The 26,162-nt window shown below is 55.1% G+C and carries 31 protein-coding genes and 2 tRNA genes; 8 read left to right on the forward strand and 25 right to left on the reverse strand.

Annotation, left to right across the window (positions count from 1 at the left end; genetic code table 11):
• Nucleotides 1-26: 26 nt before the first annotated feature.
• The 13 genes from L0666_RS10410 to L0666_RS10470 form a co-directional block, all read right to left on the reverse strand.
• Complete coding sequence (locus L0666_RS10410; RefSeq protein WP_235261244.1) at nucleotides 27-500, reverse strand: hypothetical protein; 474 nt, start codon at nucleotides 498-500, stop codon at nucleotides 27-29.
• On the reverse strand, nucleotides 500-1,024 hold the full coding sequence (locus L0666_RS10415; RefSeq protein WP_235261245.1) for a hypothetical protein: 525 nt from the start codon (nucleotides 1,022-1,024) through the stop codon (nucleotides 500-502). Before L0666_RS10415 ends, L0666_RS10410 begins: the two co-directional genes overlap by 1 nt.
• A 336-nt stretch (nucleotides 1,025-1,360) precedes the next feature.
• Nucleotides 1,361-1,435: transfer RNA gene (locus L0666_RS10420), tRNA-Phe, on the reverse strand.
• A gap of 97 nt (nucleotides 1,436-1,532) precedes the next feature.
• Nucleotides 1,533-1,742 carry a DNA gyrase inhibitor YacG gene (locus tag L0666_RS10425; RefSeq protein WP_216037500.1) on the reverse strand — a complete coding sequence of 70 codons (210 nt, stop codon included), beginning with the start codon at nucleotides 1,740-1,742 and terminating at the stop codon, nucleotides 1,533-1,535.
• Nucleotides 1,739-2,779 carry a ribonuclease E/G gene (locus L0666_RS10430; protein WP_235261246.1) on the reverse strand — a complete coding sequence of 347 codons (1,041 nt, stop codon included), beginning with the start codon at nucleotides 2,777-2,779 and terminating at the stop codon, nucleotides 1,739-1,741. The genes L0666_RS10425 and L0666_RS10430 overlap by 4 nt, the downstream gene beginning before the upstream one ends.
• The gene (locus L0666_RS10435) at nucleotides 2,776-3,354 is read right to left on the reverse strand and encodes a Maf family protein (protein ID WP_235261247.1); all 579 of its coding nucleotides are present in this window, start codon (nucleotides 3,352-3,354) and stop codon (nucleotides 2,776-2,778) included. The genes L0666_RS10430 and L0666_RS10435 overlap by 4 nt, the downstream gene beginning before the upstream one ends.
• Nucleotides 3,355-3,369: 15 nt before the next feature.
• The gene (gene infA, locus L0666_RS10440) at nucleotides 3,370-3,588 is read right to left on the reverse strand and encodes a translation initiation factor IF-1 (RefSeq protein WP_008186030.1); all 219 of its coding nucleotides are present in this window, start codon (nucleotides 3,586-3,588) and stop codon (nucleotides 3,370-3,372) included.
• A 124-nt stretch (nucleotides 3,589-3,712) separates the two neighbouring features.
• Nucleotides 3,713-4,174 (reverse strand): arsenate-mycothiol transferase ArsC, encoded by a 462-nt coding sequence (locus L0666_RS10445; protein ID WP_235261248.1) that lies wholly within the window; start codon nucleotides 4,172-4,174, stop codon nucleotides 3,713-3,715.
• Between the two features lies 1 nt (nucleotide 4,175).
• Nucleotides 4,176-4,655 carry a UPF0262 family protein gene (locus L0666_RS10450; protein WP_235261249.1) on the reverse strand — a complete coding sequence of 160 codons (480 nt, stop codon included), beginning with the start codon at nucleotides 4,653-4,655 and terminating at the stop codon, nucleotides 4,176-4,178.
• 4 nt (nucleotides 4,656-4,659) lie between these two features.
• Nucleotides 4,660-5,964, reverse strand: a complete 1,305-nt coding sequence (hisD, locus tag L0666_RS10455) for a histidinol dehydrogenase (RefSeq protein ID WP_235261250.1) — start codon at nucleotides 5,962-5,964, stop codon at nucleotides 4,660-4,662.
• A gap of 9 nt (nucleotides 5,965-5,973) precedes the next feature.
• A complete protein-coding gene (locus L0666_RS10460) occupies nucleotides 5,974-6,450 on the reverse strand; it encodes a DUF2948 family protein (RefSeq protein WP_235261251.1) in 477 nt (158 codons plus the stop codon).
• Nucleotides 6,447-7,718, reverse strand: coding sequence for a UDP-N-acetylglucosamine 1-carboxyvinyltransferase (murA, locus tag L0666_RS10465; protein WP_216037493.1), 1,272 nt, complete (start codon nucleotides 7,716-7,718; stop codon nucleotides 6,447-6,449). Before murA ends, L0666_RS10460 begins: the two co-directional genes overlap by 4 nt.
• A gap of 5 nt (nucleotides 7,719-7,723) precedes the next feature.
• The gene (locus L0666_RS10470; protein WP_235261252.1) at nucleotides 7,724-7,873 is read right to left on the reverse strand and encodes a hypothetical protein; all 150 of its coding nucleotides are present in this window, start codon (nucleotides 7,871-7,873) and stop codon (nucleotides 7,724-7,726) included.
• A gap of 282 nt (nucleotides 7,874-8,155) precedes the next feature.
• Here L0666_RS10470 and L0666_RS10475 point away from each other — a divergent pair.
• Nucleotides 8,156-8,231 (forward strand) — tRNA-Thr (locus L0666_RS10475).
• Between the two features lie 13 nt (nucleotides 8,232-8,244).
• Here the strand turns inward: L0666_RS10475 and L0666_RS10480 are convergent.
• Complete coding sequence (locus L0666_RS10480; RefSeq protein WP_235261253.1) at nucleotides 8,245-9,492, reverse strand: NAD(P)/FAD-dependent oxidoreductase; 1,248 nt, start codon at nucleotides 9,490-9,492, stop codon at nucleotides 8,245-8,247.
• 1 nt (nucleotide 9,493) lies between these two features.
• Nucleotides 9,494-10,525, reverse strand: coding sequence for a LacI family DNA-binding transcriptional regulator (locus L0666_RS10485; protein WP_235261254.1), 1,032 nt, complete (start codon nucleotides 10,523-10,525; stop codon nucleotides 9,494-9,496).
• A gap of 235 nt (nucleotides 10,526-10,760) precedes the next feature.
• On the opposite strand from L0666_RS10485, the gene hisD (L0666_RS10490) reads away from it, so the two are divergent.
• From hisD (L0666_RS10490) to comE, 3 genes are read left to right on the forward strand one after another with little or no spacing between them, the layout of a single operon-like run.
• A complete protein-coding gene (gene hisD / locus L0666_RS10490) occupies nucleotides 10,761-12,068 on the forward strand; it encodes a histidinol dehydrogenase (RefSeq protein ID WP_235261255.1) in 1,308 nt (435 codons plus the stop codon).
• 40 nt (nucleotides 12,069-12,108) lie between these two features.
• Nucleotides 12,109-12,615, forward strand: coding sequence for a sulfopyruvate decarboxylase subunit alpha (gene comD, locus L0666_RS10495; protein WP_235261256.1), 507 nt, complete (start codon nucleotides 12,109-12,111; stop codon nucleotides 12,613-12,615).
• Entirely contained in the window at nucleotides 12,612-13,166 is a 555-nt protein-coding gene (comE, locus tag L0666_RS10500; protein WP_235261257.1) for a sulfopyruvate decarboxylase subunit beta, read from the forward strand. The genes comD and comE overlap by 4 nt, the downstream gene beginning before the upstream one ends.
• A gap of 54 nt (nucleotides 13,167-13,220) precedes the next feature.
• Here comE and L0666_RS10505 read toward each other — a convergent pair whose 3' ends face one another.
• The 7 genes from L0666_RS10505 to L0666_RS10535 all read right to left on the reverse strand — a co-directional run bounded on the left by L0666_RS10505 (nucleotide 13,221) and on the right by L0666_RS10535 (nucleotide 19,150).
• Nucleotides 13,221-13,634, reverse strand: a complete 414-nt coding sequence (locus L0666_RS10505; protein WP_235261258.1) for a DUF3995 domain-containing protein — start codon at nucleotides 13,632-13,634, stop codon at nucleotides 13,221-13,223.
• Nucleotides 13,631-14,218 carry a hypothetical protein gene (locus tag L0666_RS10510; RefSeq protein ID WP_235261259.1) on the reverse strand — a complete coding sequence of 196 codons (588 nt, stop codon included), beginning with the start codon at nucleotides 14,216-14,218 and terminating at the stop codon, nucleotides 13,631-13,633. The genes L0666_RS10505 and L0666_RS10510 overlap by 4 nt, the downstream gene beginning before the upstream one ends.
• A gap of 105 nt (nucleotides 14,219-14,323) precedes the next feature.
• Nucleotides 14,324-15,157 (reverse strand): metal ABC transporter permease, encoded by an 834-nt coding sequence (locus L0666_RS10515; RefSeq protein WP_235261260.1) that lies wholly within the window; start codon nucleotides 15,155-15,157, stop codon nucleotides 14,324-14,326.
• Nucleotides 15,154-16,005, reverse strand: a complete 852-nt coding sequence (locus L0666_RS10520) for a metal ABC transporter permease (RefSeq protein WP_235261261.1) — start codon at nucleotides 16,003-16,005, stop codon at nucleotides 15,154-15,156. The genes L0666_RS10515 and L0666_RS10520 overlap by 4 nt, the downstream gene beginning before the upstream one ends.
• Nucleotides 16,002-16,892, reverse strand: coding sequence for a manganese/iron ABC transporter ATP-binding protein (locus L0666_RS10525; RefSeq protein ID WP_235261262.1), 891 nt, complete (start codon nucleotides 16,890-16,892; stop codon nucleotides 16,002-16,004). Before L0666_RS10525 ends, L0666_RS10520 begins: the two co-directional genes overlap by 4 nt.
• Nucleotides 16,889-17,755: a metal ABC transporter substrate-binding protein gene (locus L0666_RS10530; protein ID WP_235261430.1), complete on the reverse strand. Its 867-nt coding sequence runs from the start codon at nucleotides 17,753-17,755 to the stop codon at nucleotides 16,889-16,891. The genes L0666_RS10525 and L0666_RS10530 overlap by 4 nt, the downstream gene beginning before the upstream one ends.
• A 159-nt stretch (nucleotides 17,756-17,914) precedes the next feature.
• A complete protein-coding gene (locus L0666_RS10535; RefSeq protein ID WP_235261263.1) occupies nucleotides 17,915-19,150 on the reverse strand; it encodes a urate hydroxylase PuuD in 1,236 nt (411 codons plus the stop codon).
• 105 nt (nucleotides 19,151-19,255) lie between these two features.
• Here L0666_RS10535 and L0666_RS10540 point away from each other — a divergent pair, with 105 nt between their 5' ends.
• Entirely contained in the window at nucleotides 19,256-20,188 is a 933-nt protein-coding gene (locus tag L0666_RS10540) for a LysR family transcriptional regulator (RefSeq protein WP_235261264.1), read from the forward strand.
• Here L0666_RS10540 and uraH read toward each other — a convergent pair.
• The gene (gene uraH, locus L0666_RS10545) at nucleotides 20,173-20,529 is read right to left on the reverse strand and encodes a hydroxyisourate hydrolase (RefSeq protein WP_235261265.1); all 357 of its coding nucleotides are present in this window, start codon (nucleotides 20,527-20,529) and stop codon (nucleotides 20,173-20,175) included. The two genes, L0666_RS10540 and uraH, sit on opposite strands and share 16 nt — an antisense overlap.
• A gap of 159 nt (nucleotides 20,530-20,688) precedes the next feature.
• Between uraH and puuE the strand changes: the two genes are divergently transcribed.
• Genes puuE through L0666_RS10560 form a run of 3 tightly spaced genes read left to right on the forward strand, consistent with a single transcriptional unit; the run spans nucleotide 20,689 to nucleotide 23,953 of the window.
• Nucleotides 20,689-22,107 (forward strand): allantoinase PuuE, encoded by a 1,419-nt coding sequence (gene puuE, locus L0666_RS10550; RefSeq protein ID WP_235261266.1) that lies wholly within the window; start codon nucleotides 20,689-20,691, stop codon nucleotides 22,105-22,107.
• A complete protein-coding gene (locus L0666_RS10555) occupies nucleotides 22,104-22,586 on the forward strand; it encodes an ureidoglycolate lyase (RefSeq protein WP_235261267.1) in 483 nt (160 codons plus the stop codon). Before puuE ends, L0666_RS10555 begins: the two co-directional genes overlap by 4 nt.
• 56 nt (nucleotides 22,587-22,642) lie before the next feature.
• On the forward strand, nucleotides 22,643-23,953 hold the full coding sequence (locus L0666_RS10560; RefSeq protein ID WP_235261268.1) for a uracil-xanthine permease family protein: 1,311 nt from the start codon (nucleotides 22,643-22,645) through the stop codon (nucleotides 23,951-23,953).
• Between the two features lie 70 nt (nucleotides 23,954-24,023).
• Here L0666_RS10560 and bhcD read toward each other — a convergent pair whose 3' ends face one another.
• Nucleotides 24,024-24,989: an iminosuccinate reductase BhcD gene (bhcD, locus tag L0666_RS10565; RefSeq protein ID WP_235261269.1), complete on the reverse strand. Its 966-nt coding sequence runs from the start codon at nucleotides 24,987-24,989 to the stop codon at nucleotides 24,024-24,026.
• Nucleotides 24,990-24,998: 9 nt separating this feature from the next.
• Nucleotides 24,999-26,156: a 3-hydroxy-D-aspartate aldolase BhcC gene (gene bhcC / locus L0666_RS10570; RefSeq protein ID WP_235261270.1), complete on the reverse strand. Its 1,158-nt coding sequence runs from the start codon at nucleotides 26,154-26,156 to the stop codon at nucleotides 24,999-25,001.
• Nucleotides 26,157-26,162 lie beyond the last annotated feature (6 nt).

Here is a 26,162-nt window from a genome sequence, read left to right on the forward strand (position 1 = left end):
TTTGTTACCTTCTTTGTCGGTTTGGTTTAGCTCACGGCCCGCAGTTTGGGTGGGGTTGGGCGCCGGATCGATGTTAATGGTGCACTCAATAAATGAACGAGTGTCAGCCCTGCTTTGACGGTTGCAGCGGTCACGCGACCGCCCGTCAAGTCCGAGATCAAGTCGCGTGCGAGTGGAGCGTTGTCTTCACGCATTCCCGATAGAGCGCGCATTAAGATGAATTCGTCTTCGGTTAGAGTGTGCCGTTCATCGATGTCCAAAGGATCAACGCATTGTAGGGGCACACATCGCGAAGCAAGCAGCGCCGACAAAAACACCTGACTGCGGTGCGCGAGTGCGAGGCCGCGGCCTTCGCCCCAACGTTCCTCTGCCACGCTAAATGCCAATCGCCATGACAATGGGCTTGCGCCCTGAAGGGCCGCCAAGTGATGACGGAGTACTGGAAGCAAGGCTCGAATTTCAGGGTCAATGTTCGCAGATGTGATCGGTGCCGAACTCATTACAAACATCCCCGTACTGTACTTTTCGAGATGTGAGGTGCTTGAAGGTCGGTGCATAGAAAATCCACGATTAACCTGTTCAGGTAATCTATTGCGTTAAGTGCGGGAGTTACATCGTTCCCTTCACACAACATGATCAATTCTAATTTCGCTTGGCCTGTCGCGCCGATTCTGACGCATTCGAGCGCGGTCATGAAACGTCGTTCATGCTCGGTTACGATTTGGCAACATGAAGGACACGTCGGACTGTTGAAGCCAAACAAGGATCGGCGTGAAAGTCGTACAGCTTGCAGCGTTTCTAACGTACGTGCTGCGATCTGTGGCCCGTAGGTGGTGCCGAAAGCCTCGTCAGCGCCGGGTAGGACAGCCATCCATGCCATAGAGGGTGGGTGCGCGACGCTTTGCATACAAAGGCGCATAATCTGTAGGACAGCCATATGGCTAAACGGCATATCCAGATCAGATAAATGGCTGTCTTTTTCGTGCATCTTGCGGCCACATTCGGCAACAGTTCGATTTTTCATATAAGCCCCTAACGCTTACTGCAGTTCAGAAAACTGCATGTGGCCCCTTTGCCCGGGGCTCAAGATTTTGATTTTGCCGGGCGCAGAAGGCTAGGTGGAATATTTCTGACAGATTTAGTCAGGAAATGGAAGGGACTTATTGTTCCGCAATTCGCATCTAACGGGCAATGCGAATTGACCGCGGCTAAGCGCTGGCGGGAATTCAAGCGTCGCGCGAGTTGAGCTTAGGCGCTTGTTCGACTGTACGGATGTTTTTGGTGAGGTGTGCGGGGCGAACCACGGAAACCAGCGTTCAGTTCGAAACATCACACGTATTGAAATCGCTAGGTTGTAAAATGGTGCCCGGGGGCAGAATCGAACTGCCGACACGAGGATTTTCAATCCACTGCTCTACCCCTGAGCTACCCAGGCACTGGAAGGGGTTAACCCCTTGGGTGAGCGCGTTTTAGGCGGCTAGTTCGGGACTGTCCAGCCCCAAGTTGCCATTCATTGAAATGACTTTGCAGTCTTATGAAAGTCTTGGCAAATCAGGGTCTTCATTTGGCTCTTCGGCGGCTTTTTCTAAAGCATCTAATAGATCGTCAGCGTCGTCGGGATTCTGTGACGGCACGGCGTAGTCACCACCAAGCCATTTTGCCAAATCCACATCCGCACAACGCTTGGAACAAAACGGTCGGTATTCAGCTGCAGTATCTTTGGCGCAGATCGGGCAGGTCATGACAGTACGGCGTCAAGCAGTGGCGCAAGCGGCAAACGTTCGCGTTTTCGCTGCAGTTCAAAGTGGCCAAGTGGGGTCCAGCCAACCAGTGCAGTGTCGATTGCGTCAGACTTCAATGCACCACGCAGCGCGGCTTCGATTTGTTTGCGGTGGGCTTTGGACATGGGCGCCGGATCGATCACGATTTGCCCGCCAAGGCCACGTAACCGCAGTGCACGCGGCAAGGCGCTGGCGGCGGCAAGGTTTGCCTTGAGCGTTGCTGCCGGTGAGGTGTCACCGCCTGTGTTCACATCCACAGCCACGAGCGCACGTGTCGGTTCGACATACATAAATGCACCGCCGCCCAATCCAACTTGTGCGGATCGCAGGTTTTCGATTTGGTCCAATACGCCATGGTTTTCGAACCCACCGGATTCGGTAATGACGGTCGCAGGTTCGACCCATTCACGCCACGCGAGGGCGTGGGGCCCGTCACCATCGGTCAGCGCCTCTACAGGTCCCGCCGTGTCGGCCATGATGGCGCTTGCAAGCGTGTCCATTGCGGCGATGTCTTCGATGATGTCTTCATCAGCGGCATCTGCGCAAGATGATCGCAAGATCAGGCCGAATCCGTCCGTAACACCGACTTCGTGGGCGCAGGCCAGCACGCGTTCGCGGATTTCATCGTCTTTGATCTGACGGCTCACATTGATTCCGGGTTTTCCGGGTGTGACAATGGCATAGCGGGATTTAAACAATACGCGATCTGTAACAGGAACGGCTTTGCCATCGTCCGCGTAGCCTGTGACCTGAACCAGAATCGTTTGGCCGGGTGCAAGGCCCTTGCCTTGACGAAGAAACGCTGTTTCCCCTTCAGGTAGACGCAGGATCATGCCGCCTTGGCCTTTTAGCGGGCGATCACACACAGCGCGAAAGATTGCGCTAGGGCGCGGCGCGCTGTCATCGTCCACAAGCAGGTCTTGTAGTTTACCGTCGACCAGCAATGCGGCGGCTTCGCGGCCTGCAACGTGGTCCAGAACGATCATGCGTCCCTTCATTTCCAAACTCCGATTCCGGCTGATTGAAGCAAATTAGCGGTTTCGACCAAGGGCAGGCCCATGACAGCAGCAAAGGATCCCGAAATCCACGGGATGAATGCACCCGCTGGGCCTTGGATACCATAACCACCGGCTTTGCCGCGCCAATCGTTTGTGGCAATGTAGCCTGCGATTTCGACGTCATTCAGGCGTTTCATGCGGACGTCTGTTACGACGTCTTTCACCTGAATGCCGTTCGGTGTTTTTACAGCGATGGCTGTAATAACCTTATGGCGGCGGCCTGACATAAGACGCAAGAAAGCCTCAGCCTCGGTAGCGTCTTCAGGTTTGCCAAGAATTCGACGGCCGATTGCGACTGTCGTATCGGCGCAAAGTACAACTTCATCGGCAGCACAAGCGGAAGCTTGGGCCTTTTCAAACGCCATGCGCCGCACGTAATCGCGCGGCTTTTCGGCATCAATTGGTGTTTCATCGATATCGGGCGCGCGCACAGCATCCGGCTGCAAGCCAAGCTGTGCCAAAAGCTCCAGTCGCCGAGGCGAGCCGGAGCCTAAAACTAAACGGGGCCCAGTCAAAAGACCTGCGCCACGTTACTTGAAACGGTAGTTAATCCGACCCTTGGTCAGATCATATGGGGTCATTTCGACTTGTACTTTGTCGCCAGCCAGAACGCGGATGCGGTTTTTGCGCATCTTGCCTGCCGTGTGTGCGATGATCGTATGGCCGTTTTCCAGCTCGACCAGGAATGTCGCATTCGGCAGGAGTTCCTTTACGACACCGGGAAATTCGAGCAGTTCTTCCTTGGCCATGTTCTCTCCAACACTTAGGTCCGCGACAGTGCGGACAGCGGGTAAATGCGCCCTAACAGACCTAATTTCAAGGGAAAATCGTTCAATAAGCTGCGAATTGGGTGCGTGAAGCATCCCAAGAACGTTATTGACCTGTGTTTGCGCCTTCGCCCCAACGTTCAATCAGGCGGCTTTTGATCTGATCACGGGCCTGTCTGTAATAGACCAAACGATCTTCGCGGCTTTCTCCTAGGCCTGTTGGGTCCATGATTGGCCAGTATTCGACGTCCGTGTGAGACGTCCGCGTAAGTTCTTGTGCAAGCCGTTGGCTGGCGGGAGAGAGGGCGACGATCATCTCGAAAGATGAAAGATCATCGCCCCATTGCATCATTTCTTCAAATGATCTGCTACGATGACGGGACAATTCAATCCCCAATTCAGCACAGACATTCACCGCGAAACCGTCGATCTCGAGGTCGTTCTTGACGCCGGCTGATTGAAGGTAAGTATCCGTACCAAAAAGTTTTTTTGCAATTCCTTCGGCCATAGGGGATCGCACAGAGTTATGGTCACAGCAAAATAGAATGGACTGTGGAAGGGTGCTCACCTCAGCCTCCGAAATGCAGGACGCAAATGAGAGTGAAGAGGCGGCGGGCCGTGTCGTTGTCGACCTCGGCTTTCCCCTCTAACCGTTCTTCAAGAACGCGGGCGCCTTCGTTGTGGATGCCGCGCCGTGCCATGTCGATGGTTTCAATTTGGCTGGGTGCGGCGGTCTTTACGGCGTCAAAGTAGCTCTCGCAGATCTGGAAATAGTCTTTAACGACCTGTCGAAATGGCCCAAGCGACAGATGGAACTCACCGGCGGGTTCGCCATTTTCCGTGGCGATTTCAAACACCAAACGTTTCTGACGGATCGAAAGTCCAAGACGATAGGGACCAGCAGGTGGGACCTTGCCGTCCCGTTCGGGTAGCGTAAAGGAGTTTTCCTCCAACAGGTCGAACATCGCGACTTTGCGTTCTTGTTCTATTTCCGCTGTTGGCGCGGCCAAGGCGCTATCGTCTAGATCGATATGAATAATCTTGGCCACGGGTTTAGTCCTTATTAACTTGGTCGAGTCGCGCACGAACACTTAGACCATGTGCCTCTAAACTTTCGGAAATGGCAAGCCGTTCCGCTGCGGGACCAATCGCCGCAAGGGCATCAGGCGTCATGCGCGACAACGTTGTTCGTTTGATGAAATCCATGACAGACAGCCCGCTAGAGAACCGCGCGGAACGCGCAGTTGGCAGAACGTGGTTCGGCCCGCCAACGTAGTCGCCGATCGCTTCCGGGGTCCAAGCGCCGATAAAGATTGCGCCAGCGTGTGTGACTTTCGTGGCCAGCCCGTCGGCATCTGCAACGCAAAGTTCCAAGTGTTCTGGTGCGATTCTGTCGGATAGAACAACGGCTTCATCCATGTCTTTGACAGTAATTATCGCCCCATAGTCCCGCCAGCTAGGTCCGGCGACAGCACGGCGTTCCAGCGTTTGCAGGCGGATTTCAACAGCATCTGCAACAGCCTGACCGAATGCGGCATCGTCCGTGATCAGGATGCTTTGGGCGCTTTCGTCGTGTTCAGCTTGGCTCAACAGATCAAGCGCGATCCAATCAGGATTGTTGTCTTTGTCTGCAATCACGAGGATTTCCGAAGGCCCAGCAATCATGTCGATGCCAACCTTGCCAAAAACGCGTCTCTTGGCGGCGGCAACAAAGGCATTGCCCGGTCCAGTGATTTTGTCGACAGGCGCGATTGTGTCAGTACCATAAGCCAATGCAGCAACGGCCTGTGCGCCGCCAATGCGGTATATTTCGTCAACACCCGCAATACGTGCCGCCAGCAACACCAGAGGGTTTACCGCGCCATCTGGCGTTGGCACGACCATTGCCAGACGTCCAACACCAGCCACTTTGGCAGGGATCGCATTCATCAGAACGCTGCTGGGGTAGGTGGCAATGCCGCCCGGAACATAAAGACCCGCAGCAGACACGGCTGTCCAGCGCCAGCCGAGCATTGCCCCAGCGTCGTCGGTCCAACTTTCGTCTTTGGGCATTTGGCGGCTGTGGTAGGCGCGAATCCGATCCGCAGCGAGTTCGAGTGCGGCACGATCATCGCTGCTGACTTGCGCGCTATAGTCCTCAATCTCGGCCTCGCTGAAGCGCAGGTCGGCTGCGCCCAATTCGAGGCGGTCAAACTTTGCTGTCAAATCAAGAACGGCCTCATCACCACGTGCACGAACATCAGCGATAATGTCCGCGACGACGGCATCTACATCAGGGCTGTCTTCCCGTTTTGCGCCCAAAAGGTCGAGGAATGCTTGTTCGAACGAAGGGTTCGATGTGTCTAAAAACTGTGGCATATTAATACCTTAAGCGTCGTGTTCTGGTTTGGCTTTAGACGGGGCGCCATAGGGGCGTGTGACGTCCTTAAGAATGACTTCCAATGCCTCTACCTGCACGCGGATTGCACCGTCGCCTGCCAGAGTAAGTTCCACATAGCCGCCGCCGTCGGTGCCCTTATCAAATGACACGGACAAGATGGATAATACCATGTCTTTGTCACGCGGGTCGACGCCTTGGCTTTGAACGGCCATTGCGTCTTCGATGACGATGACCGACTGCACCCGTTCGTAGGTGCGGTTACGGGCTTCGGCTTTGGGGGCGTCTTCCCAGCGGAAACGATTCAAGAGGATCGCAAAGCGGCGTGCCGTGCGGTCCCATTTGATTTCGGTTGCGGGAAAGATCGCGTCTTGGATCAGGCCCGAAAGAACGCCCAAGTCTTCGCCGTCTAGTGCCTTAAGCCGTAGCGGCTTTTCTGCGCCGTCTTCAAAGGTTGCGTCACTCACGATCCAGGGACCCGTTCAATATCTGCGCCAACACCGCCAAGCTTGCCGGCCACGTCTTCGTAGCCGCGATCAAGGTGGTAGACTCGGTTCACTTGGGTTTCGCCTTCGGCCTTTAGACCCGCAAGGATCAAAGACACAGACGCGCGCAGATCGGTCGCCATCACAGGTGCACCTTTCATTTTGTCGACGCCCGTTACAGTAGCGGTGCCGCCATGCACTTCGATATGTGCGCCCATACGTTCTAGTTCAGGGGCATGCATAAAGCGGTTTTCAAAGATTTTCTCTTCAAGAACCGATGTGCCGTCGGCAAAGCAAAGCATCGCCATCATCTGCGCCTGCAAATCTGTAGGGAAACCAGGGAAGGGTTCTGTTGTAACGTCGACGGCTTTCGGGCGGTCGCCCTTTAGTTTTACCTTCAGGCCGGTTTTGGTTTCTTCAACGGACACGCCAGCGGCATCCAGTTTTTCACAGAACGCGCCGACCAAGGACAACTTGCCACCAAGGCATTCGACTTCACCACCAGCGATTACGGGGGCAAGCATGTAAGTGCCAAGTTCGATACGGTCGGTCACAACAGGATGGGTCGCACCGTGCAAACGGTCAACGCCTTGGATGGTGATGCTGGATGTGCCGTCACCTTCAATCTGGGCTCCCATTTTACGCAGGCAATCCGCCAGATCGACGATTTCAGGTTCACGTGCGGCGTTGTTGATAACGGTCGTGCCTTTGGCCAAAGTTGCGGCCATCATGATGTTTTCGGTCGCCCCAACGGACGCAAACGGAAAATCAATCACCGCGCCCTTCAGTTTGCCGCCATCCGCCTTGGCGTGCAGATAGCCGTCTTTTAGGTCAATCTCAGCGCCCATTTTTGCAAGGCCATCTGTGTGGATGTCCATCGGACGTGCGCCGATTGCACATCCGCCAGGAAGGGATACGATCGCGTGGCCTTCGCGGGCCAGAAGCGGGCCAAGCACAAGGTTGGATGCGCGCATCTTGCGCACGATTTCGTAGTCGGCTGTCGTGTTGACCGCACCGTGACAGGACATGGTCTGGACTTTGCCGTCTTGCAGGGATGAAATTTCGGCACCCAAAGATTCCAGCAGCAACGTCATGGTCTTAATGTCTGACAGACGCGGCGTGTTGGTTAATGTCAGTGGTTCATCGCTCAGCAATGTCGCGGGCATCAATGTAAGTGCGGCGTTCTTCGCACCTGCAATTTCGATTTTTCCTGACAGCGACTTGCCGCCCTTTACTACGATGGAATCCATGCCTGTTACTCTTTCCCTTGCGCGGGTTTTTCATCCGCTTGTTTTTCTGCTTTGGCGCGCGCTTGCGCCTTACGCCGACCCAAGTTGGCCTTCAATGCGGCTTTTAAACGGTCTTCCCGTATTTGGGCCTGTGTCGGTTGCGATTTGTTGTTCATGATGCTTGTTACCTGAGTGCGTAAAAACCGTCCAGAGAGGGCTTGCAAGAACCGATATTTGTCTCTACTTCCGCGCTCATCGAACGCTGCTGTGGCTCAGAGACAGCGCCCTTCTTTGTTGAGGGTAAGGCGGCGGCGTTCTAAGTGCTAGAATATATGCAGTTTCCCGACTGTTAAACCCAAGATGGGGAAGAGAGCTGGGGAACGAGAATGTTGCGTTAGGAGAGTAGCATTTTCCGGTCTTGCAGGACCAACACTTGCGGTGTAACACGCCGTTGGTATGCCGGGGTAGCTCAGTGGTAGCAGCGCGTCATTGGTAATGACGAGGTCGGGAGTTCAATTCTCCCTCCCGGCACCAGTTTAATCCACATTTAGAAACGATCCGCTGAGAACGCCGTGATGTCACAGGATGGTTTGCGCCCTTGTGCGAGGTCTGTTGCGATCTTTCCTGTGATGCCGCCGAGTGTCAGGCCGATGTGTTGATGCCCGAACGCCATGATAATGCGATCCGATTTGTTTGAATGTCCGATCACCGGTAGCGAGTCCGGCATCGTCGGGCGGTGACCAAGCCATTCACTATCAGGTGCCCCAAGGTCGCCGAACATGTCATGGGATTTGCGGGTCAGATAGGCCGTGCGCTTTTGGTTGAACGGCGCATCAGTTGCGTTGATTTCAACGGTGCCAGCGACACGTAGGCCGTCCGCCATGGGGGTCGCGTAAAACCCGGCTTCTGCCCAACCCACTGGGCGTGAAAGTAGATTGCGATGGTTTTCGTAAAGAATGTGATACCCGCGCTCGGTCCCAAGCGGTAATTTTTCGGCTCCGCTGCCTTTGATGTCACGGGATCGCGCGCCCGCAGCGACGACCAGCCGTGACGCGCGGATTGGCGTGTTGTCGCTCAATTGAGCGGTGACGCCATCCGCGTCGGCAATAGAGCTAAGGATTGTTTGCGGCAGGGTTGTCCCACCTAGCACTGTGAACTTGCGGTGCATACGCGACACAAGCTCTTGCGGGGATGCGATATGGCGCGCGCCCTTGAACCGGAGGCCGCGATGGAGCGGCAGGCGAATGTTGGGTTCCAAGGATTGGATATCGCTTGGTGAGAGGTCTTCAGACTGTACGCCAAGGCTGGCGCGACGGGCCTCACTCGGAAGGGACGCAGCATGACCCGAAGCGGTGGACCAAACATAAAGGCAGTCGTTCTCGATGATGAGGTCTTGGGCGTCCGCCAATGCAATCAACGGGTTCAGCCCGTCGTTTGTATGGGCAAGCAATCCCGCAAGGGCGTTAGCGATATGGTCCACCCGCGTGGGGCGACAGTTGTTGAGGAAAGACAGCATCCAAGCTGGATTCTTCAAACCGTGCATCAAGTTAAAACTAAGGGGACTGTCTGGGCTGGTCAGTAACGTGGGTAAGGATTTGATAATAGACGGGCTATTCACGGGATTGCAGGCGTAGGTGGCGATCACACATGCGGACCCGGACGTCGTGCCGGATCCAGCAGGGTTTGGGTCACATACTACAACCCGCAGCCCTTCGCTCTGAGCCCAAAGTGCAGTGGACATCCCAACCATGCCTGCGCCTGCGACGATCAAATCATAGTCGTGATGGGGCTGCATTTTAGGATGATTTCCCGTTTTTCGGTGGCGCGAGCGTCCCGCGCAAGATTGGCTGGGTTGCCAGTTCGGTGGTGCCCATTGGCGTACCGTCACTCAGTTGCCGTGCCAAAGCAAGGCCCGCCCGACGACCCATTTCGGCGTGCGGCACAAAGACAGTCGTCAGCGGAGGATGAACCACTTGAGCCAGCTCGAGGTCGTCAAACCCCGTAATCGAAACGTCATCGGGAACAGAGATACCGAGCTCACGGGCGCGGCGCATCGCCCCGACCGCCAAAACGTCCGCGGAACACATGATTGCTGTCGGGCGCGGCATGCTCATCATCACCGCATCAAATCCGCGCGCGCCTTCTTCGATTCCAAAAGTGGTTTCATGGATGTTAAGGTCTGACGGGTCCAGACCTGCATCAGCCATCGCATCCTCGACCCCGTGAATACGCGCATCTGCACGGTCGTTCAGTGACGATTCACCGGAGATGAGCGCGATTTTTGTGTGCCCCATCTTAATCACTTCGTTTGCCATCGCTTTCATAGCGACACGGTTGTCAAACCCGACGGACGGCCGCGGTTCACTTGGATCATAGGCCCAAGTCACAAGGGTGGGCACGTCTTGTGCCTTTAGGAAATCATAGATTTCAGGGTCGCGGTGATGACCAATGAGTAAAAGACCGTCAGCCCCACGCGCAACGAGAGAGCGAATTTGATCAATCTCGATGTTGGGTTGGTAAGACGTGCTGGCCACAAGCATCGTGAACCCGTGGCGGCGCAGTTCTTCTTCAAAGGCTTGCAGGCCGCGGGCAAACATCGCGTTTGCCATCGTCGGGATGACTGCACCTATGGTATTGGTTCGACGGGACGCCATGGCACGTGCGCCAAAGTTAGGCGAATATCCCAGCGCCGTTACTGCATCCATCACACGTTTGCGCGTTTTTTCAGCAACTCGATCCGGAAAGTTCAGCGCCCGCGATACAGTTGCCGTCGAAACGCCAGCCTTTTCAGACACATCATAAAGGGTAGGGGTCGGATTGTTTGTCATAGGACACTCAAGATGTTGATCGCGGCGACGGTGGGGATGCCTACAACCGTTATAGAGGCCTTTTGACGGGGTTCAATGTAAAGGCTTGCATGAATCGAAAGTAAAGGCTTACATCGTGGCAGATTCGGTGGTGATTGGTGAAGTCCGGTATGATCCATGCCTGTGGTCCTAAATGAAACGCCGAGACAGTGACGATACCCTTTAGAACATGCTGTACTCGTGAAGGAATTAGTTGATGGCACGTGACTACCTCAAGAAGGCGACGCTGACGGCGCAGTCCGGTGCATCGGACGTCTCCGAAATTGTGCAAGATATTTTGAGTGACATTGAAACGGGTGGTGATGACAAAGCCCGTGAATACGCGCGCACGCTTGATAAGTACGAAGGCAATGTTGTCCTGACCAAAGAGGAGATCGCGGCGGCTTGCGATCAGGTTCCGCAAAAACTGAAGGACGATATCCTGTTCGCCCATGACAACGTGCGCCGCTTTGCAGAGGCACAAAAGGCCAGTGTTCAGGACATCCAATTCGAAGTTCAACCCGGACTGATCGCGGGGCAAAAGGCGATTCCAGTTGCCGCGGCAGGGTGTTACGTGCCTGGTGGGCGGTTCAGTCATGTGGCGAGTGCGATTATGACCGTGACCACCGCCAAAGTTGCGGGCTGCAACCACATCACGGCGGCTTCGCCACCACGACCAGAGATCGGCCTGCCGTCAGCGATCGTCTACGCCGCGCATATTTGTGGTGCCGATACCATCATGGCTATGGGCGGAGTGCAGGCAATTGCAGCAATGAATTACGGACTGTTTGGGTTACCCAAGGCGAATATCCTTGTAGGGCCAGGCAACCAATATGTCGCCGAAGCAAAACGAATCCTGTTTGGTGGCGTCGGGATCGACATGGTCGCAGGACCGACTGATAGCCTTATTTTGGCGGATAAGACGGCCGATGCGCATATTGTGGCGACTGACTTGGTCGGGCAGGCGGAACATGGGTATAATTCACCGGTATGGTTAGTCACGGATGATCGCGCCCTAGCCGAGGATGTGATGGCCCGCGTGCCTGCCTTGATCGACGCCTTGCCAGAGATGAACCGCGATAATGCTTTTGCGGCGTGGCGAGACTACGCAGAAGTCATTCTGTGTTCCGACCGGGAAGATATGGCCGCCTGTTCGGATGAATACGCGCCTGAACATTTGACCGTTCAAGCCCGTGATCTGGAATGGTGGCTTGATCGTTTGTCGGCCTACGGATCCTTGTTCTTGGGTGAAGAAACCACCGTTGCCTATGGGGACAAGGCATCTGGGACCAACCACGTTTTGCCGACATCAGGCGCGGCAGGTTACACAGGCGGTCTTTCCGTTCATAAATACATGAAAATGGTCACATGGCAGCGTTCCACCCGCGACGGGTCCAAGCGGGTCGCACAAGCGACCGCGCGTATTTCACGGCTTGAAGGCATGGAGGGACATGCTCGTTCCGCTGATGTGCGGTTGGCCAAGTATTTCCCGAATGAAACCTTTGATTTGGCGTCAGAAGCCTGATGGCAAACGAATTTAATGAAATCTCGCGGAGGAGCGAACCTTGAGTATAAGTACAAAGATTGTGGACGATCTGGTGGCGAACGATGTTTCGTTCGTTACGACCGTCCCCTGTAAGCAGTTGGCGGGCGTTATCGAAGAAGTCGAAACCCGCGACGAGATTTTTCACATCCCGTCCAACAAAGAAGACGAAGGCATGGGCCTTTGTGCTGGTGCTTGGATGGGCGGTAAGCGCCCCGCGATCATCATGCAAAACACCGCGATCGGTGTGACGATCAACACTTTGGCGACACTGACCCAGTATTACCGAATGCCGTTGCCGATGATCATTTCTTACCGTGGTGAGCTTCGCGAACCTGTGGCGTGTCAGGTTGAAATGGCCGTGCACACGAAAGCGTTGCTGAACCAGCTGCACATCCCGACATATCATTTCCATAAGGAAAGCGATGCGGATGAGCTCGATGCGATCCTGAAATACACCTTCATGTGCAACAAACCTGTGGCGATCCTGACGGATGCGTCTTTCTGGGGAGGCTACGGCGACCAATGATTAGATCTGAAATCCTGAAAGAAATCGCCCCGATCCTGCGCGACGAACTTGTCGTCTGTAACATCGGAATCCCAAGCCAAGAGCTGCACGCCATCGATGATCAGCCGACGAATTTCTACATGCTGGGCACGATGGGTTTGGCATCAAGTATCGGGTTTGGCCTCGCGCTGGCGCAGGACAAACTTGTGATCTCGATTGACGGGGACGGTTCTGTTTTGACGAACCTTGGTACCTTGCCGACGATCGGGAACAACATGCCGTCCAACTACATCCTGATGATCATCGACAACGGGTCTTATGGTTCAACCGGCGATCAGCCGACATATGCCGGGATGCGCACCGATCTGGCCGCCATGGCGAAAGCCGCGGGGTGTGAAAACGTGATCGAAGTACAAGACGTAGACACCGGCGCCAAGCTGCAAGAGGTCATCGACAGCGGCAAAGGTACAGTAATGGTCGTCAAATGTGACAGCGGCAACGCCAAGATGCCTGTCATCACGATGGATCCTGTGATTATCCGTGATCGCTTTATGAAAGCGGTTGCCAGCTAAGGCTGAGCGACAGCATTTATAAAGGGGCGGCGCGATTGCGTCGCCCTTTTGCGTTTAAGAAAATGACCGAGCGGCCAAAATCATGAATATCACGCCAAACCCGATGCACAGCGGCGCGAAGTAGGTTTCATCCAAGCGGCGAAAGGGTTGTTCTGGTGAATTGCGTTTCCAGAACGGCGCATAAGCCACAGCAGCGCGGATTTGGAACACAAACGCGATCCCGAGAAGTCCGAGAGATTTCAGCGCCCCATCAGGAAACCACGGCCAAGCCGCCGCAAATAGAAGGGCGACAACCACCATTGAGCAGGCGGCAGCATTCGGCATTTTCTCAATGCCTTTGGTGCCAACGACGGCGCGGGCCAATTCTGTCTCGTCTTTGATTGGCCACCAATACCCAAGCGCCCAAAGAAGATGGACAGCCGCAATAACGATCAGCCCTGCCGAGGCAAGCAATGCCAGTGCGGTCATTGCAGCGCTTCGATCTTGATTGCTTGGTAGCGATCAACGGGATCGCCCTGAATTTGATAGCTATGCAGCAAGCCAAGCCCGACGTCAGGCAGATAATAAAGCCCTTCGTAAACAACATAATCTGTGTTGGTGTATGTCAGCTTTCCGGGGATCATATCGTAGGTGCAGTCCCCGATGGTGAGGGTGGTCATGGCGCCCCAAGCCTGAGTTTGCGTTTCGGGGTATACGCTCGTTGGGCTGGTCACGGTCGTCTGATACGACCGGGAGCTTGAGGCTTCGGGGATCGGCATACCGGCGGGGGCAAAGGCATAAGTCATCGTGCGAACCGTATCAGGGATGTCATTGCCGTTTTCCGTGTCACTCAGGCCGATCAAATGGGTGCCCTGCGCGAGTAGGTTGCGGTAGGTATATCCGTCGGTCGCGACACCATCGTTTTGCACGATCCCGTCGTCGATGAGCCTGAACGTGTTAGTCGTGCCGTCGGATTCCGTGACGCGAATGCCCGTTTCAAGGTCTGCTGCAACGGGGCAATCTGCGAGTGCTGGGGCTGCGGCCAGAAGAGTGACGATCAGGGAATATTTCATAGACGGGGCCTTTGCAGTGGTACGTTTGCGTTAGTTTTGCAGGGCTGGTCCCATTTGTCTAATCGCGCGTGGGCGCAGCCTGTCGTTTGTGCCCATACCTACTGATTAGACTGCGCTTGTTTCCTGTGATCTATTGCGGATCAATCGGCTGACGAAAGCCGCCATAAACAGCGCGGTCATCACCAAGATTACAGTCGGGCCTGGGTCCGAGCCTATCCAGAAGCTAAGGTAGACACCCGCCAACAGCGAAGACGTCGAAACCAGCACAGACACCCACAACATGTGCTTGAATTGCCGTGTCAGGAGGAATGCTACTGCTCCCGGGGCGATCAGCAAACCAATAGCAAGGATCAGACCGACAGCCTTTAGTGTTGCGACGATTGTCAGCGAAAGGATGACCAACAATCCGTAGTGCAACAAGTTCACAGGCAACCCGATAGCGCGGGCTTGGGCGGGGTCAAAGGCGTGTAGCAACAGGTCTTTCCAGCCAATTAACAAGGCCGCCGACACCAGTATACCAATGATACCCGACGTCCAAAGATCGCTGGCGGTGACGCCCAACATATTGCCAAACAAGATATGGTCGAGATGCACATTGGTTTCGATCTTGGTGTACAGAACTAAACCAAACCCAAACATGCCTGAAAAGACCACGCCCATCACGGTGTCCTGTCGCACGCGACTGTTCGCGTCTAGGTATCCAGTCAGCAGAGAACATACCATGCCTGCAATGAAGGCCCCGACGATCAACGGCAGCCCGACGATATAGGCAAGAACGACGCCCGGAAGAACGGCGTGGGACACCGCGTCTCCCATCAAAGACCAACCTTTAAGCACGAGGAAACATGACAGCAACGCCGTTGGCGGCCCAATCAGCAGCGCGATGTAGAACGCGCCGTGCATGAAGGGGAATTGGAACGGCAGGAGGAGATCAGTCATGTGTGTAACGCCTCGGCTGCGCGTCTGCGGTGTGCGATCAAACCGTGTTTAGGCGCAAAGAAGAACGCTGCTAGGAAGATTGCGGTTTGCAGACAGATGATCACGCCGCCCGTGGCACCATTTAAAAAATAGGACAGGTATGCGCCGAAAAAGCTGGAGAGGGAGCCGATTAAGACAGCAATAACCAAAAGGCGCGGGAAACGGTCGCTGAGAAGATATGCAGTCGCGCCCGGTGTAATGACCATGGCGATCACAAGAAACGCACCCACTGTCTGCAGGGCGGCAACGCAGGCCGCAGACAGCAGTACAAAGAATAAGAACCGAAGACGTTCAGGGCGCAACCCGATGGATCGCGCGTGGTTTTCGTCAAAGAAGGACACCATTAGGTCTTTCCACTTGGCGATCAGGACCAACAGACAGACCACACCAATTACTGCCAATTGAATCGTATCGCTCGGCGTGATTGCAAGGATATTGCCAAGGATGATCGTTTGCACATCTACCGCCACAGGGGACACGGACACCATGAACAACCCTAACCCGAAGAAACTGGTGAAGATCAGGCCGATAACGGCGTCTTCTTTTAATCCAGTGCGCTGGTTTAGAAACATCATCGCCGCCGCCGCCAGACCGCCAGAAAGGAATGCGCCCAAGGCAAAGGGCAGACCCAGCATATAGGCCCCGGCAACACCCGGCACGATGGAGTGCGACAAGGCATCACCGATTAAAGACCAGCCTTTAAGCATCAGATAACATGACAGAAACGCGCAAACTGCCCCGACCAAAGCCGAAACGAACATCGCGTTTAGCATGAAGGTATATGTGAACGGTTCCAGCAGCGCCGTCATTCTTTGTCAGCCTGTGTGCGGGTTTGGTCGTCGTAGATAACAAAGGGACGTTCATCGTCGGTCAGGATCGTGACTTTGCGTTCGTCGTCATCGTCATGCAGATCGTCGCCGCCCAGCACGAAGTGGCGCAGCACGCCGCCAAAGGCTGCTTCGAGGTTGTCTTTGGTGAAGACCTCTTCGGTCGGTCCGAAGTTTAGAACCGTGGCTTTGACCAAGACAGTTTGGTCACAAAACTCCGGCACAGAGCCGAGGTTGTGGGTGCTGACCAGCATCACACGGCCTTCGTCACGCAATTCACGTAATAATGTAATGATCGCCTCTTCGGTCTGAACATCGACGCCGGTAAAGGGTTCATCTAGCAAAATAACCTGCCCGTTCTGGGCCAAAGCGCGAGCGAGGAAAACACGTTTACGTTGCCCGCCCGAGAGTTCGCCAATCTGGCGGTCACGGAATTCTGTCATGCCAACGCGGGCAAGGGCGTCAGTGACGGCTTCGTGGTCGGCGGCTTTGGGGCGGCGGAGTGGCCCCATGTGGCCATAGCGGCCCATCATCACCACGTCTTCGACCAACACCGGGAAGGACCAATCGACTTCTTCTGCTTGTGGAACGTAAGCCACGATGCCCGCTTTGATGGCTTGGCGCACTGTCTGGCCAAGCACACCGATTTCACCAGCGGCGGCAGGCAGAAACCCCATGATCGCCTTGAACAAAGTCGATTTCCCTGCGCCGTTCACACCAACAAGGGCCGCGATAGTGCCACGGGGGATTGCAAAACTTGCGTCGCGCAGCGCGGTGACACCGTTTCGGTAGGTCACCGTTAGGCCATCCGCATAAAGACCTGCTTGGTTCTTGCTGGTCTGGTGCGGCGCGGGAGGGGGCAAATTCATTGGGTCAATCCATCTACGATGGTTTGTGTCGTGACGCGCAGCAGGTCGAGGTAGGTCGGCACAGGGCCATCCGCAAGCGATAGTGAGTCAACATACAGCACGCCACCATAAGCCGCGCCAGTTTCGCGCGCCACTTGTGCGGCCGGGTCAGTGTTTACGGTACTTTCGCAGAATACGGCAGGGATGTCGTTGGCGATTACGGTGTCGATGACACTGCGCACCTGTTGTGGCGTGCCGGTCTGATCGGCGTTCATGGGCCATAGGTAGGCTTCTTTCAGGCCGAAATCATCGGCGATGTAGCTGAACGCACCTTCGCAAGTGACCAACCAACGCTTGTCTTCGGGGATCGCCATGATCTGGTCGCGCAGGGGTGCAATCGCCGCGGTAATTTCGTCTTTATAGGTTGCTGCGTTTGCGGCGTATGTCTCTGCATTGTCTGGATCATGCTCGCTCATCGCGGCGGCAATATTGTCGATGTAGATAAGCGCGTTGTTCAAGCCCATCCAAGCGTGTGGGTTTGGTAAACCCTCATAGGAACCTTCCGAAATCGACATGGGTGTAATGCCTTCAGAGATCGTGGCCGAAGGTGTGTCACCAACATTGTCCATGAACTGCTCGAACCAAAGTTCGAGGTTCATCCCATTCCACAAAATCAAATCAGCACCTGAGGCCCGCACCAAGTCCTGCGGTGTTGGTTGGTAGCCGTGAATCTCAGCGCCCGCCCGTGTGATGGATTCAACGGTAGCAGCGTCACCTGCTACATTGCGGGCCATGTCAGCGATCACGGTAAAGGTCGTGACGACCTTAAACTCAGCCGCTTGGTTCTCTGAACTGACGGATGTTTCCGGAGTTGAAAAGAACATCTGCGAGACCACAAGAAATGCGATGATCAAAAGGGCGGCAACACCAAGCAGGATGCGGGTCGGCATGAGGGCAACTCCAAGAATTGTTTCTTGGAGTTATGGACCCGTTTGAGGGGATGTCAATGCAGTTGCGAATTATTCGCAATAAAAGCTTAGCACCTATAGTTGACCCGCATTGCGATACCAGCTGCGAATTGCAGCGCGATCTTCATCGGACATATAGGTGATGTTGGCAGGGGGCATGGCATGGCTAATGCCTGCTTGGACATAGATGGCACGGGCGTTTCGGGCGATATCGGCGGAGGTGTCCAACAGGACACCGCGTGGCGCCCAGAGCATGCTGTCAGAATAACTGGGTTCGCGCGAGTGACACATAGAACAGCGTCCCATGACGATATCATGTGCATCGTCAAACCCGTCTGCAGCCGCGAACGTCTCTTCATACGGCGTTAGCGCGCGGGCCTCCGCGTCGTCATAGCTGTCCCACATGTTGGCTGTGGACAGCCACGCAATGATGATCATCAACAGGGCCGTTGCGGCCCATGTCCAGTGCGGCCCGGTCCCGGTCTTGTGCATGGTGTTGAAGTAATGGCGGATTGTGACGCCCGTCAGGAAGATCAAAGAGGCAATGATCCATGAATGGTCCGTCGCGAAGGACAGTGGATAGTGGTTGGACAACATCAAGAAGATGACGGGTAGTGTGAGGTAGTTGTTATGGGTGCTGCGCAGCTTGGCGATCTTGCCGTATTTTGCATCCGGCGTGCGGCCTTCTTGCAGGTCTTTCACCACGATGCGTTGGTTGGGCATGATGATAAAGAACACATTTGCGGTCATGATGGTCGCGGTGAACGCGCCCAAATGCAGCATCGCGGCGCGACCCGTGAAGACTTGGTTATAGCCGTAGGACATGATCACAAGAATGACAAACAGCAGAACCATCAGCAGGGTAGGGCTTTCGCCCAACGCGGATTTACACATGAAATCATAAAGCAACCAGCCAATCGTAAGGGAAAGTGCCGAGATCACAATGCCTTGCCAAAGCGCGATGTCGGCCTTGGCGGTGTCAATCAGATAAAGCTCTCCGCCGACCCAATAGATGATCATTAGCAGGGCTGCGCCTGACAGCCACGTCGAGTAGCTTTGCCATTTGTGCCATGTCAGATGTTCAGGCAATCGGGCAGGGGCGACCATGTATTTGGTCGTGTGGTAAAACCCGCCGCCGTGGACTTCCCATTCTTCGCCGGACGCCCCATCTGGCATGTCGTCGGCAGGTTTTAGCATCAGGTCGAGCGCGATAAAGTAGAACGACGCCCCGATCCACGCCATTGCTGTAATCACGTGCAGCCAGCGGACCGAGAATGCGAGCCATTCCCATAAAATCACTGCGTCAAACATCTCTCGTCCTCGTTCATTGGTAGGGCTTGTTTCAACAACCTATCTTTGGCTGCTTTGTTTTGCTATTCCGAAGTAACGCGTCGCTCTATCAAGAAATGCAGAACAATGTCCTATCTCGATAATATCCGAACCTTCGTCCGCGTCTACGAGTTGGGCAGCATGTCAGCCGCCGGACGGGATTTGCGCATCTCACCTGCAGTCACTTCGTCGCGAATTTCATCACTTGAAGAACATTTAAGCGTTCGATTGTTCCAACGCACGACCCGCAGCCTTACTGCGACGGAACAGGGGCGGGCGTTTTATTCGGGCGCAGTTGCCGTACTGGACGCCGTTGATGCCGCCGAAGGGCAGGTGGCTGGGATCACTGACAATCCGAAGGGGTCGCTTTATGTGGCGGCACCACTTGGGGTGGGGCGGAGGTTCTTGGCGCCTTTGGTGCCTGAGTTCGGACGCGAGTACCCGTTGATCGACATTCGGCTTCGTCTGACAGATCGCACTGTTGATCTCACGACCGAGGGGTTGGACATCTCTTTCTTTCTGGGCGAGCCGGCAGATAGCAACCTGCGGATCAAACCTGTCGCGGATTGTGAACGGGTGTTGGTGGCAGCGCCGTCTTATGTTGAACAGTGTGGAAATCCGACAGACGGGCAAGCGCTGATAGATGAAGGACACAACTGCCTAAACCTGCGCTACCCCGGCGCGCCCGAGTTCCAATGGCGCCTACAAACCAAAGATGGTCCGCAACGGTTCAGAGTATCTGGGCGGTATGAATGCGATGACGGTGATGTGCTAACCGAGTGGGCCTTGGCAGGCGAAGGTATCGCGCTCAAACCTGTGTTTGAGGTTGCCGAACACCTGAATTCGGGGGCGTTGGTTCCGGTCGCCGAAAAATCCCCTCCTGTACCGATCCAAATGGCCTGTCTTTATACGCACCGCCGCAGGCAGGACCCGAAGACACGACTGTTTATGGATTTCATGACGATGCGAGTCGGGGCTGCCATGAAGGCTGCCCAAGCCAGCGTTCAGCTGCCGCGATAGGTGGAATAACCAAAGGGCGATAGCAGCAGCGGCACATGGTAATGCGCGTCCGCGTCGTCCATGCCAAAGCGGATCGGGATTTCACTGAGGAACTTGGTCTCGCCGGTGGCTTGACCTGTCGCCTCGAGGTAATCGCCGCAAAAGAAGATCAGTTCATAAGTGCCGGTTGTGAAGTCTCCGACAGGAAGGATCGGGCTGTCAGTGCGGCCATCATCGTTCGTGACGGTTTCCGCGATCTTTCGGTGGCTGTTCCCACTGACACGATAGAGCGCAATCTTTATTCCTTCAGCAGGAACACCGCGTGCAGTGTCTAAGACGTGTGTGGTCAAATATCCGGACATTTTTGGTCTCCTTATTTGTGCATCCTATGCGCGGACTGCGCGGTCACAAGGCAAATGCAGCGATGTGGTGGGTCGTCTTGTGAAACAGTCTTTCAAGAATTGTCTGTAAATGCGAAGTCATTTTTTGATTTATGATACAACTGAGGGACAAGGGGCACCATGACAAACACCACAGGATACCCACGTGATCTGACGGGCTACGGACCAAAAGCAACTTCGGCAAGCTGGCCGGACGGGGCGCGAATTGCCGTTCAAATTGTCCTTAATTATGAAGAGGGTGGTGAGAACAACATCCTGCACGGGGACCCCGCGTCTGAGGCGTTCTTGTCCGAGATTGTGGGCGCCGCGGCATGGCCAGACCAGCGCCACGCGAACATGGAATCGATCTATGAATACGGTGCGCGGGCCGGTTTTTGGCGGTTGCACCGTATCCTGAATCACCTTCCGGTTACGGTCTACGGCGTCGCGACAGCCCTTGCCCGTGCGCCTGAACAGGTCAAAGCGATGCAAGAAGCCGGGTGGGAGATTGCGTCTCATGGTCTGAAATGGATCGAACACAAAGACATGCCCGAAGACGAAGAACGTGCGCAGATCGCCGAAGCGGTGCGTTTGCACACCGAAGTCACGGGGTCCGCACCGAGAGGATGGTACACGGGGCGATCAAGCGAAAACACGATCCGTCTGGCGGCGGAAACGGGGCAATTCAAATATGTCGCGGATGCTTATGCGGATGATCTGCCCTATTGGTCAGAGTTCGAAGACCGCGACCAATTGATTGTGCCCTATACTTTGGATTGTAACGACATGCGGTTTGCAACGCCGCAAGGGTTCAACTCTGGCACGCAGTTTTTCGATTATCTCAAGGCAACCTTTGATGTTCTTTATGCAGAAGGCGCCGACGGTCAGGCCAAGATGATGTCGTTGGGCCTGCATTGTCGTCTTGTTGGCCGTCCGGGACGTGCGCAAGCGTTGCAGCAGTTTATTGAGTACGCAAACAGCCATGAGGGTGTTTGGTTCGCCACGCGCGAAGAGATTGCCGATCACTGGGCCTCAACGCATCCACATAAACGTTGGGATCGCCCATCTCAGATGGACCACGGCGAATTCGTTACAGCCTTTGGCGGGATTTTTGAACATTCGGCATGGATAGCGGATCGTGCCTTTGGGCTAGACCTCGGTCCGACCCATGACACGGCTGCGGGCGTGCATTCGGCGCTTTGTCGGATGTTTCGCAGCGCCACCCGTGATGAACGGCTTAGTGTGTTGGTCGCACACCCGGACCTTGCCGGAAAGCTCGCGGCTGCGGGGCGTTTGACTGCTGAAAGCACCGCCGAGCAAGCAGGCGCTGGGCTGGATGCGCTTACGGATGACGAACGCGAGATGTTTCAAGCGTTGAACTCGCAATACGTCGCCAAACATGGGTTCCCGTTTATCATTGCCGTGCGTGATCACAACAAAGACAGCATTGCAGCCGCATTCCACGCGCGGATCGAGCATGACACCGAGACAGAGTTTGAAACGGCATGCCGTCAGGTGGAGCGTATTGCTGAATTCCGCCTGCTGGATCATTTCGCATGACACTGATATCGCCACAGCCCCTTTCGGCGGATGCCTTCGCCCCATTCGGAGACGTGCTGGACTGCTCTGGCGAACCTGACAAGATGATCAATCAAGGGATGTGCGGACGCTATCATGACCGCGCTGGATTGGACGTTGCTGACGGTCAAGCTGGCATCAGCCTGTTCAATGCACAGCCGTGCAGCTTTCCATACAAACTGGACATGATGGAACGTCATCCGTTGGGCACCCAAGCGTTCATTCCGATGACGCAACACCCGTTTCTGGTGATCGTCGCCAAAGATTTGGACGGCGCGCCGGATCAACCGGAAGCGTTCCTGACCACCGCAGGACAAGGCGTTAATTACCATCGTAACGTCTGGCACGGTGTATTGACGCCGCTGCATGCTCCGGGGCTGTTTGCTGTCGTTGACCGCATCGGGGCGGGCGACAATCTACAAGAATACTGGTTCGACGATCCCTATATCGTTGCGCCGTAAAAAAGCCCGCAAAGACGGGTGTCACAATAAAAAATGAATATAAAGGGACGAAGACAATGACGACGACAGACTATTCAAACCCGAACACCACGCCGCCTTTGGCGCAAGCGGTGCCACTCGGGCTTCAACACGTATTGGCGATGTTCGCCTCTAATGTAACGCCATCTATTATTGTTGCCGGGGCCGCAGGTTTGGCCTTTGGTGGACCAGAACAGATTTATCTGATCCAGATGGCCATGTTGTTTGCGGGTATTGCTACGTTGTTCCAAACGGTCGGTATCGGCCCGATTGGTTCACGGCTGCCGATTATGCAGGGTACGAGTTTTGCCTTTGTTGGTGTTCTCGCCGGTGTCGCAGCAACCATGGGCCTCAGTGTTGCTTTGACGGCGTGTATTATCGGTGGCGTAGTCCACTTTTGCCTTGGCGCAGTGATCAAGAACCTGCGTTGGTTGTTCCCACCGCTTGTGACGGGCCTCGTGATTTTGGCAATCGGTCTTTACCTCATCCCCGTTGCGATCAAATACGCGGCTGGTGGTGCGGCGGATTTCCAGATGGCCGCTGAAAGCTTTGGTTCGCTTAAGCACTGGTCTGTTGCGTTGACTGTTATTGTCGTGTCCTTGCTGGTGAAGTTCTTCACCAAAGGGACATTGTCGGCATCCGGTATTTTGATTGGCCTACTGGCGGGGTACGCCTTGGCATTCGCGCTTGGCATGGTGAACTTTGACGCTGTTGGTAAAGCGTCTTGGATCACAGCTATTTCCCCTCTGCCTTATGGGTTCGAGTTCAACCTTGGTGCCGTTATCGCGGTAACTCTGATCTCAATTGTGTCTGCGATCGAAACCGTTGGCGATGCGTCGGCAACTGCAAAAGCGGGCGCTGGGCGTAATGCTACAGACGAAGAGATTGCTGGTGCGACTTATGCGGATGGTTTGGGCACTGCGGTTGCTGGTGTTTTTGGTGGTCTGCCAAACACGTCCTTTAGCCAGAACGTCGGGATCGTCGGCATGACGGGCATCATGTCCCGCCACGTGGTGACGATTGCGGGTATTATCATGATCATCTGTGGTCTGGTCCCGAAAATCGGCGCTGTCATCGCTTCCATGCCTTTGCCTGTTCTGGGCGGCGGCGTGATCGTGATGTTTGGTATGGTGGCTTCTGCCGGCTTGAACATGTTGACTGAGGTCAAAATGAACCGCCGCAACATGATCATCATTGCGGTGTCACTTGCATTTGGTCTGGGTCTGAACCTTGTACCAACAGCAGTTCAGTACCTGCCAGGTACTCTTAAAGTGCTGGCAACGTCCGCTGTAGCGCCGACTGCGGTTATGGCTGTGATCCTGAACCTGATCCTGCCACAAGAAGACTAAGACGCGACTTAGCCAAGACATGAGAAAGGCCCCTGCATTCCTGCGGGGGCCTTTTTCGTTTTAAGCGTAATTAAAAGTCGACTTCGGTTCCGATCCCTTTGGCTTTGGCGATCTCAACAATCGACGCTGCCACCGCGAGGTCTTGGAGGCCCACACCGGTACCATCGAACAACGTGATTTCTCTGTCCGAGCTACGCCCAGAATGTGTGCCGTTAATAACCGCGCCAATCTCGGAGATGTCGTCGTGGGTTCTAGCACCGCTTGCGATTGCGTGCTGAGCCTCACCCAAGGTGACGGATTGCGCGACCTCGTCGGTGAAAACCGTGGCTTTAGCAACGAGGTCCACATCGCATTCCTGTTTTCCGACTGTATCGGTGCCCATGCACGCGACGTGTGTGCCGTCGCTGATATGCGCAGCACCAAACACCGGAGAAAAGACCGACGTGATGGAAATCACCACGTCAGCGGCCTGCATCCCATCCAAGGTCACGGCTTCAAACGGAAGGTCGAATTCTGCAGCGACTTCGGCCAAGCTGGCCAGCCGATCAGGGCTGCGGTTCCACGCGATTACTTTTTCAAACGGGTGCGTTTCCAAAGCCGCTCGCAATTGGAATTTTGCTTGATGGCCCGCACCGATCATCCCCATGACTTTGCTATCCTTACGGGCAAGGTGCTTAATCGAGACCGATGACGCGGCGGCCGTGCGCAGGGCTGTTAGCAGATTGCCCCCGACCATTGCGGCGACCTTACCTGTGTCGGGGTCAAACAGAAAAACGGTGGACTGGTGATTGATCAACCCGCGTCGTTCCATGTTGTGGGGCCAATAGCCACCCGCCTTTAGGCCAAGCGACTTGCCCTTTCCATCAAAGCCACCTTTGAACCCATACAGGGCCTCTTCGTGGCCAATGGCTTCGCGGATAACAGGGAAGTTGTAGGCATCCCCCGCTGCCATGGCAGCAAAGACGTTCTCGACAGCGTCAAATGCAGCCTCACGGGTCAGTATGTCGGCAATTGCCGTTTCTGGAACGATATACATCGGTTTTCCTTAGTAGGCTTTGCCGCGTGCGCTGACGGGCCAGACGGTTTCGACCTTGCCGTTGCGCACGCCCACATACCAATCATGGACGTTGCAGGTCGGATCACAGTGGCCGGGAACAAGACGTAGTTTGTCGTTCACCTTTAGCGCACCGCTTGGGTCACCAACGACGCCGTGTTCGTCGCTGCACTTGAGGTATTCAACGTCATCGCGCCCATAGATGGTCGGCAAACCACTATCCACTGACTGTGCCTTAAGGCCAGCATCCACGATGGCTTTGTCGGCTTTGGAATGGCTCATCACTGTGGTCAGAATGAACAGCGCGTTCTCCCATTCACCTTGGTCGATCCGGTTGCCGTTTTCATCAAGGATGCGGCCATAATCCGCATCCATAAACGCGTAGGACCCACATTGAAGTTCGTTGTAAACGCCTGATCCCGTTTCAAAGTAGTAGGATCCCGTGCCGCCTCCGCCAACAATGTCGCATTCCAACCCGTTGGATTTTAGCCCTTGAACGGCATCCGCGACCTGCGCAATCGCAACGTCGAGCTTTTCTTTACGGTCCGCATAAAGATCCATGTGTTGCATTGCGCCTTGATAGGCTTGGATGCCCGCAAATTTCAGACCCGCGGCCGAGTTGATCAGTTTGGCGATGTTAACCACGTCTTGCGTGGTGCTAACGCCACAGCGTCCCGCGCCACAGTCTATTTCAACGAGGGCTTCTATTTCATTACCAGCCGCCACAGCCGCAACAGACAGGGCGGCGACGTTTTCAGGATCGTCCACACAGACCAATACACGGCAGCCGTGTCTTGGCATCTCGGCAAGGCGCTTAATCTTGGCGGGTTCGGTGACTTGGTTAGATACCATTACGTCCTTGATGCCACCACGGGCAAAGACTTCCGCCTCGGATACCTTTTGACAGCACACGCCAATGGCAGCGCCCATGTCTTGTTGGAGTTTCAAAACATCGACGGATTTGTGCATCTTGCCGTGGGCGCGGTGTCGCATACCATGAGATGTCGCGTAATCGCCCATCTTTTTCACGTTGCGTTCCAGCGCATCAAGGTCGAGCACGAGGCAAGGCGTTTGAATGTCTGCTTCGTCCATGCCGGGTTTTGCGGGGATATCGTAGCCAACTTCGTAGTCGTCAAAATTCGTGGTCATTGCTAT

Origin of the sequence: Octadecabacter algicola (assembly GCF_021532625.1) — a bacterium.
Classification (GTDB): Bacteria; Pseudomonadota; Alphaproteobacteria; order Rhodobacterales; family Rhodobacteraceae; genus Octadecabacter; species Octadecabacter algicola.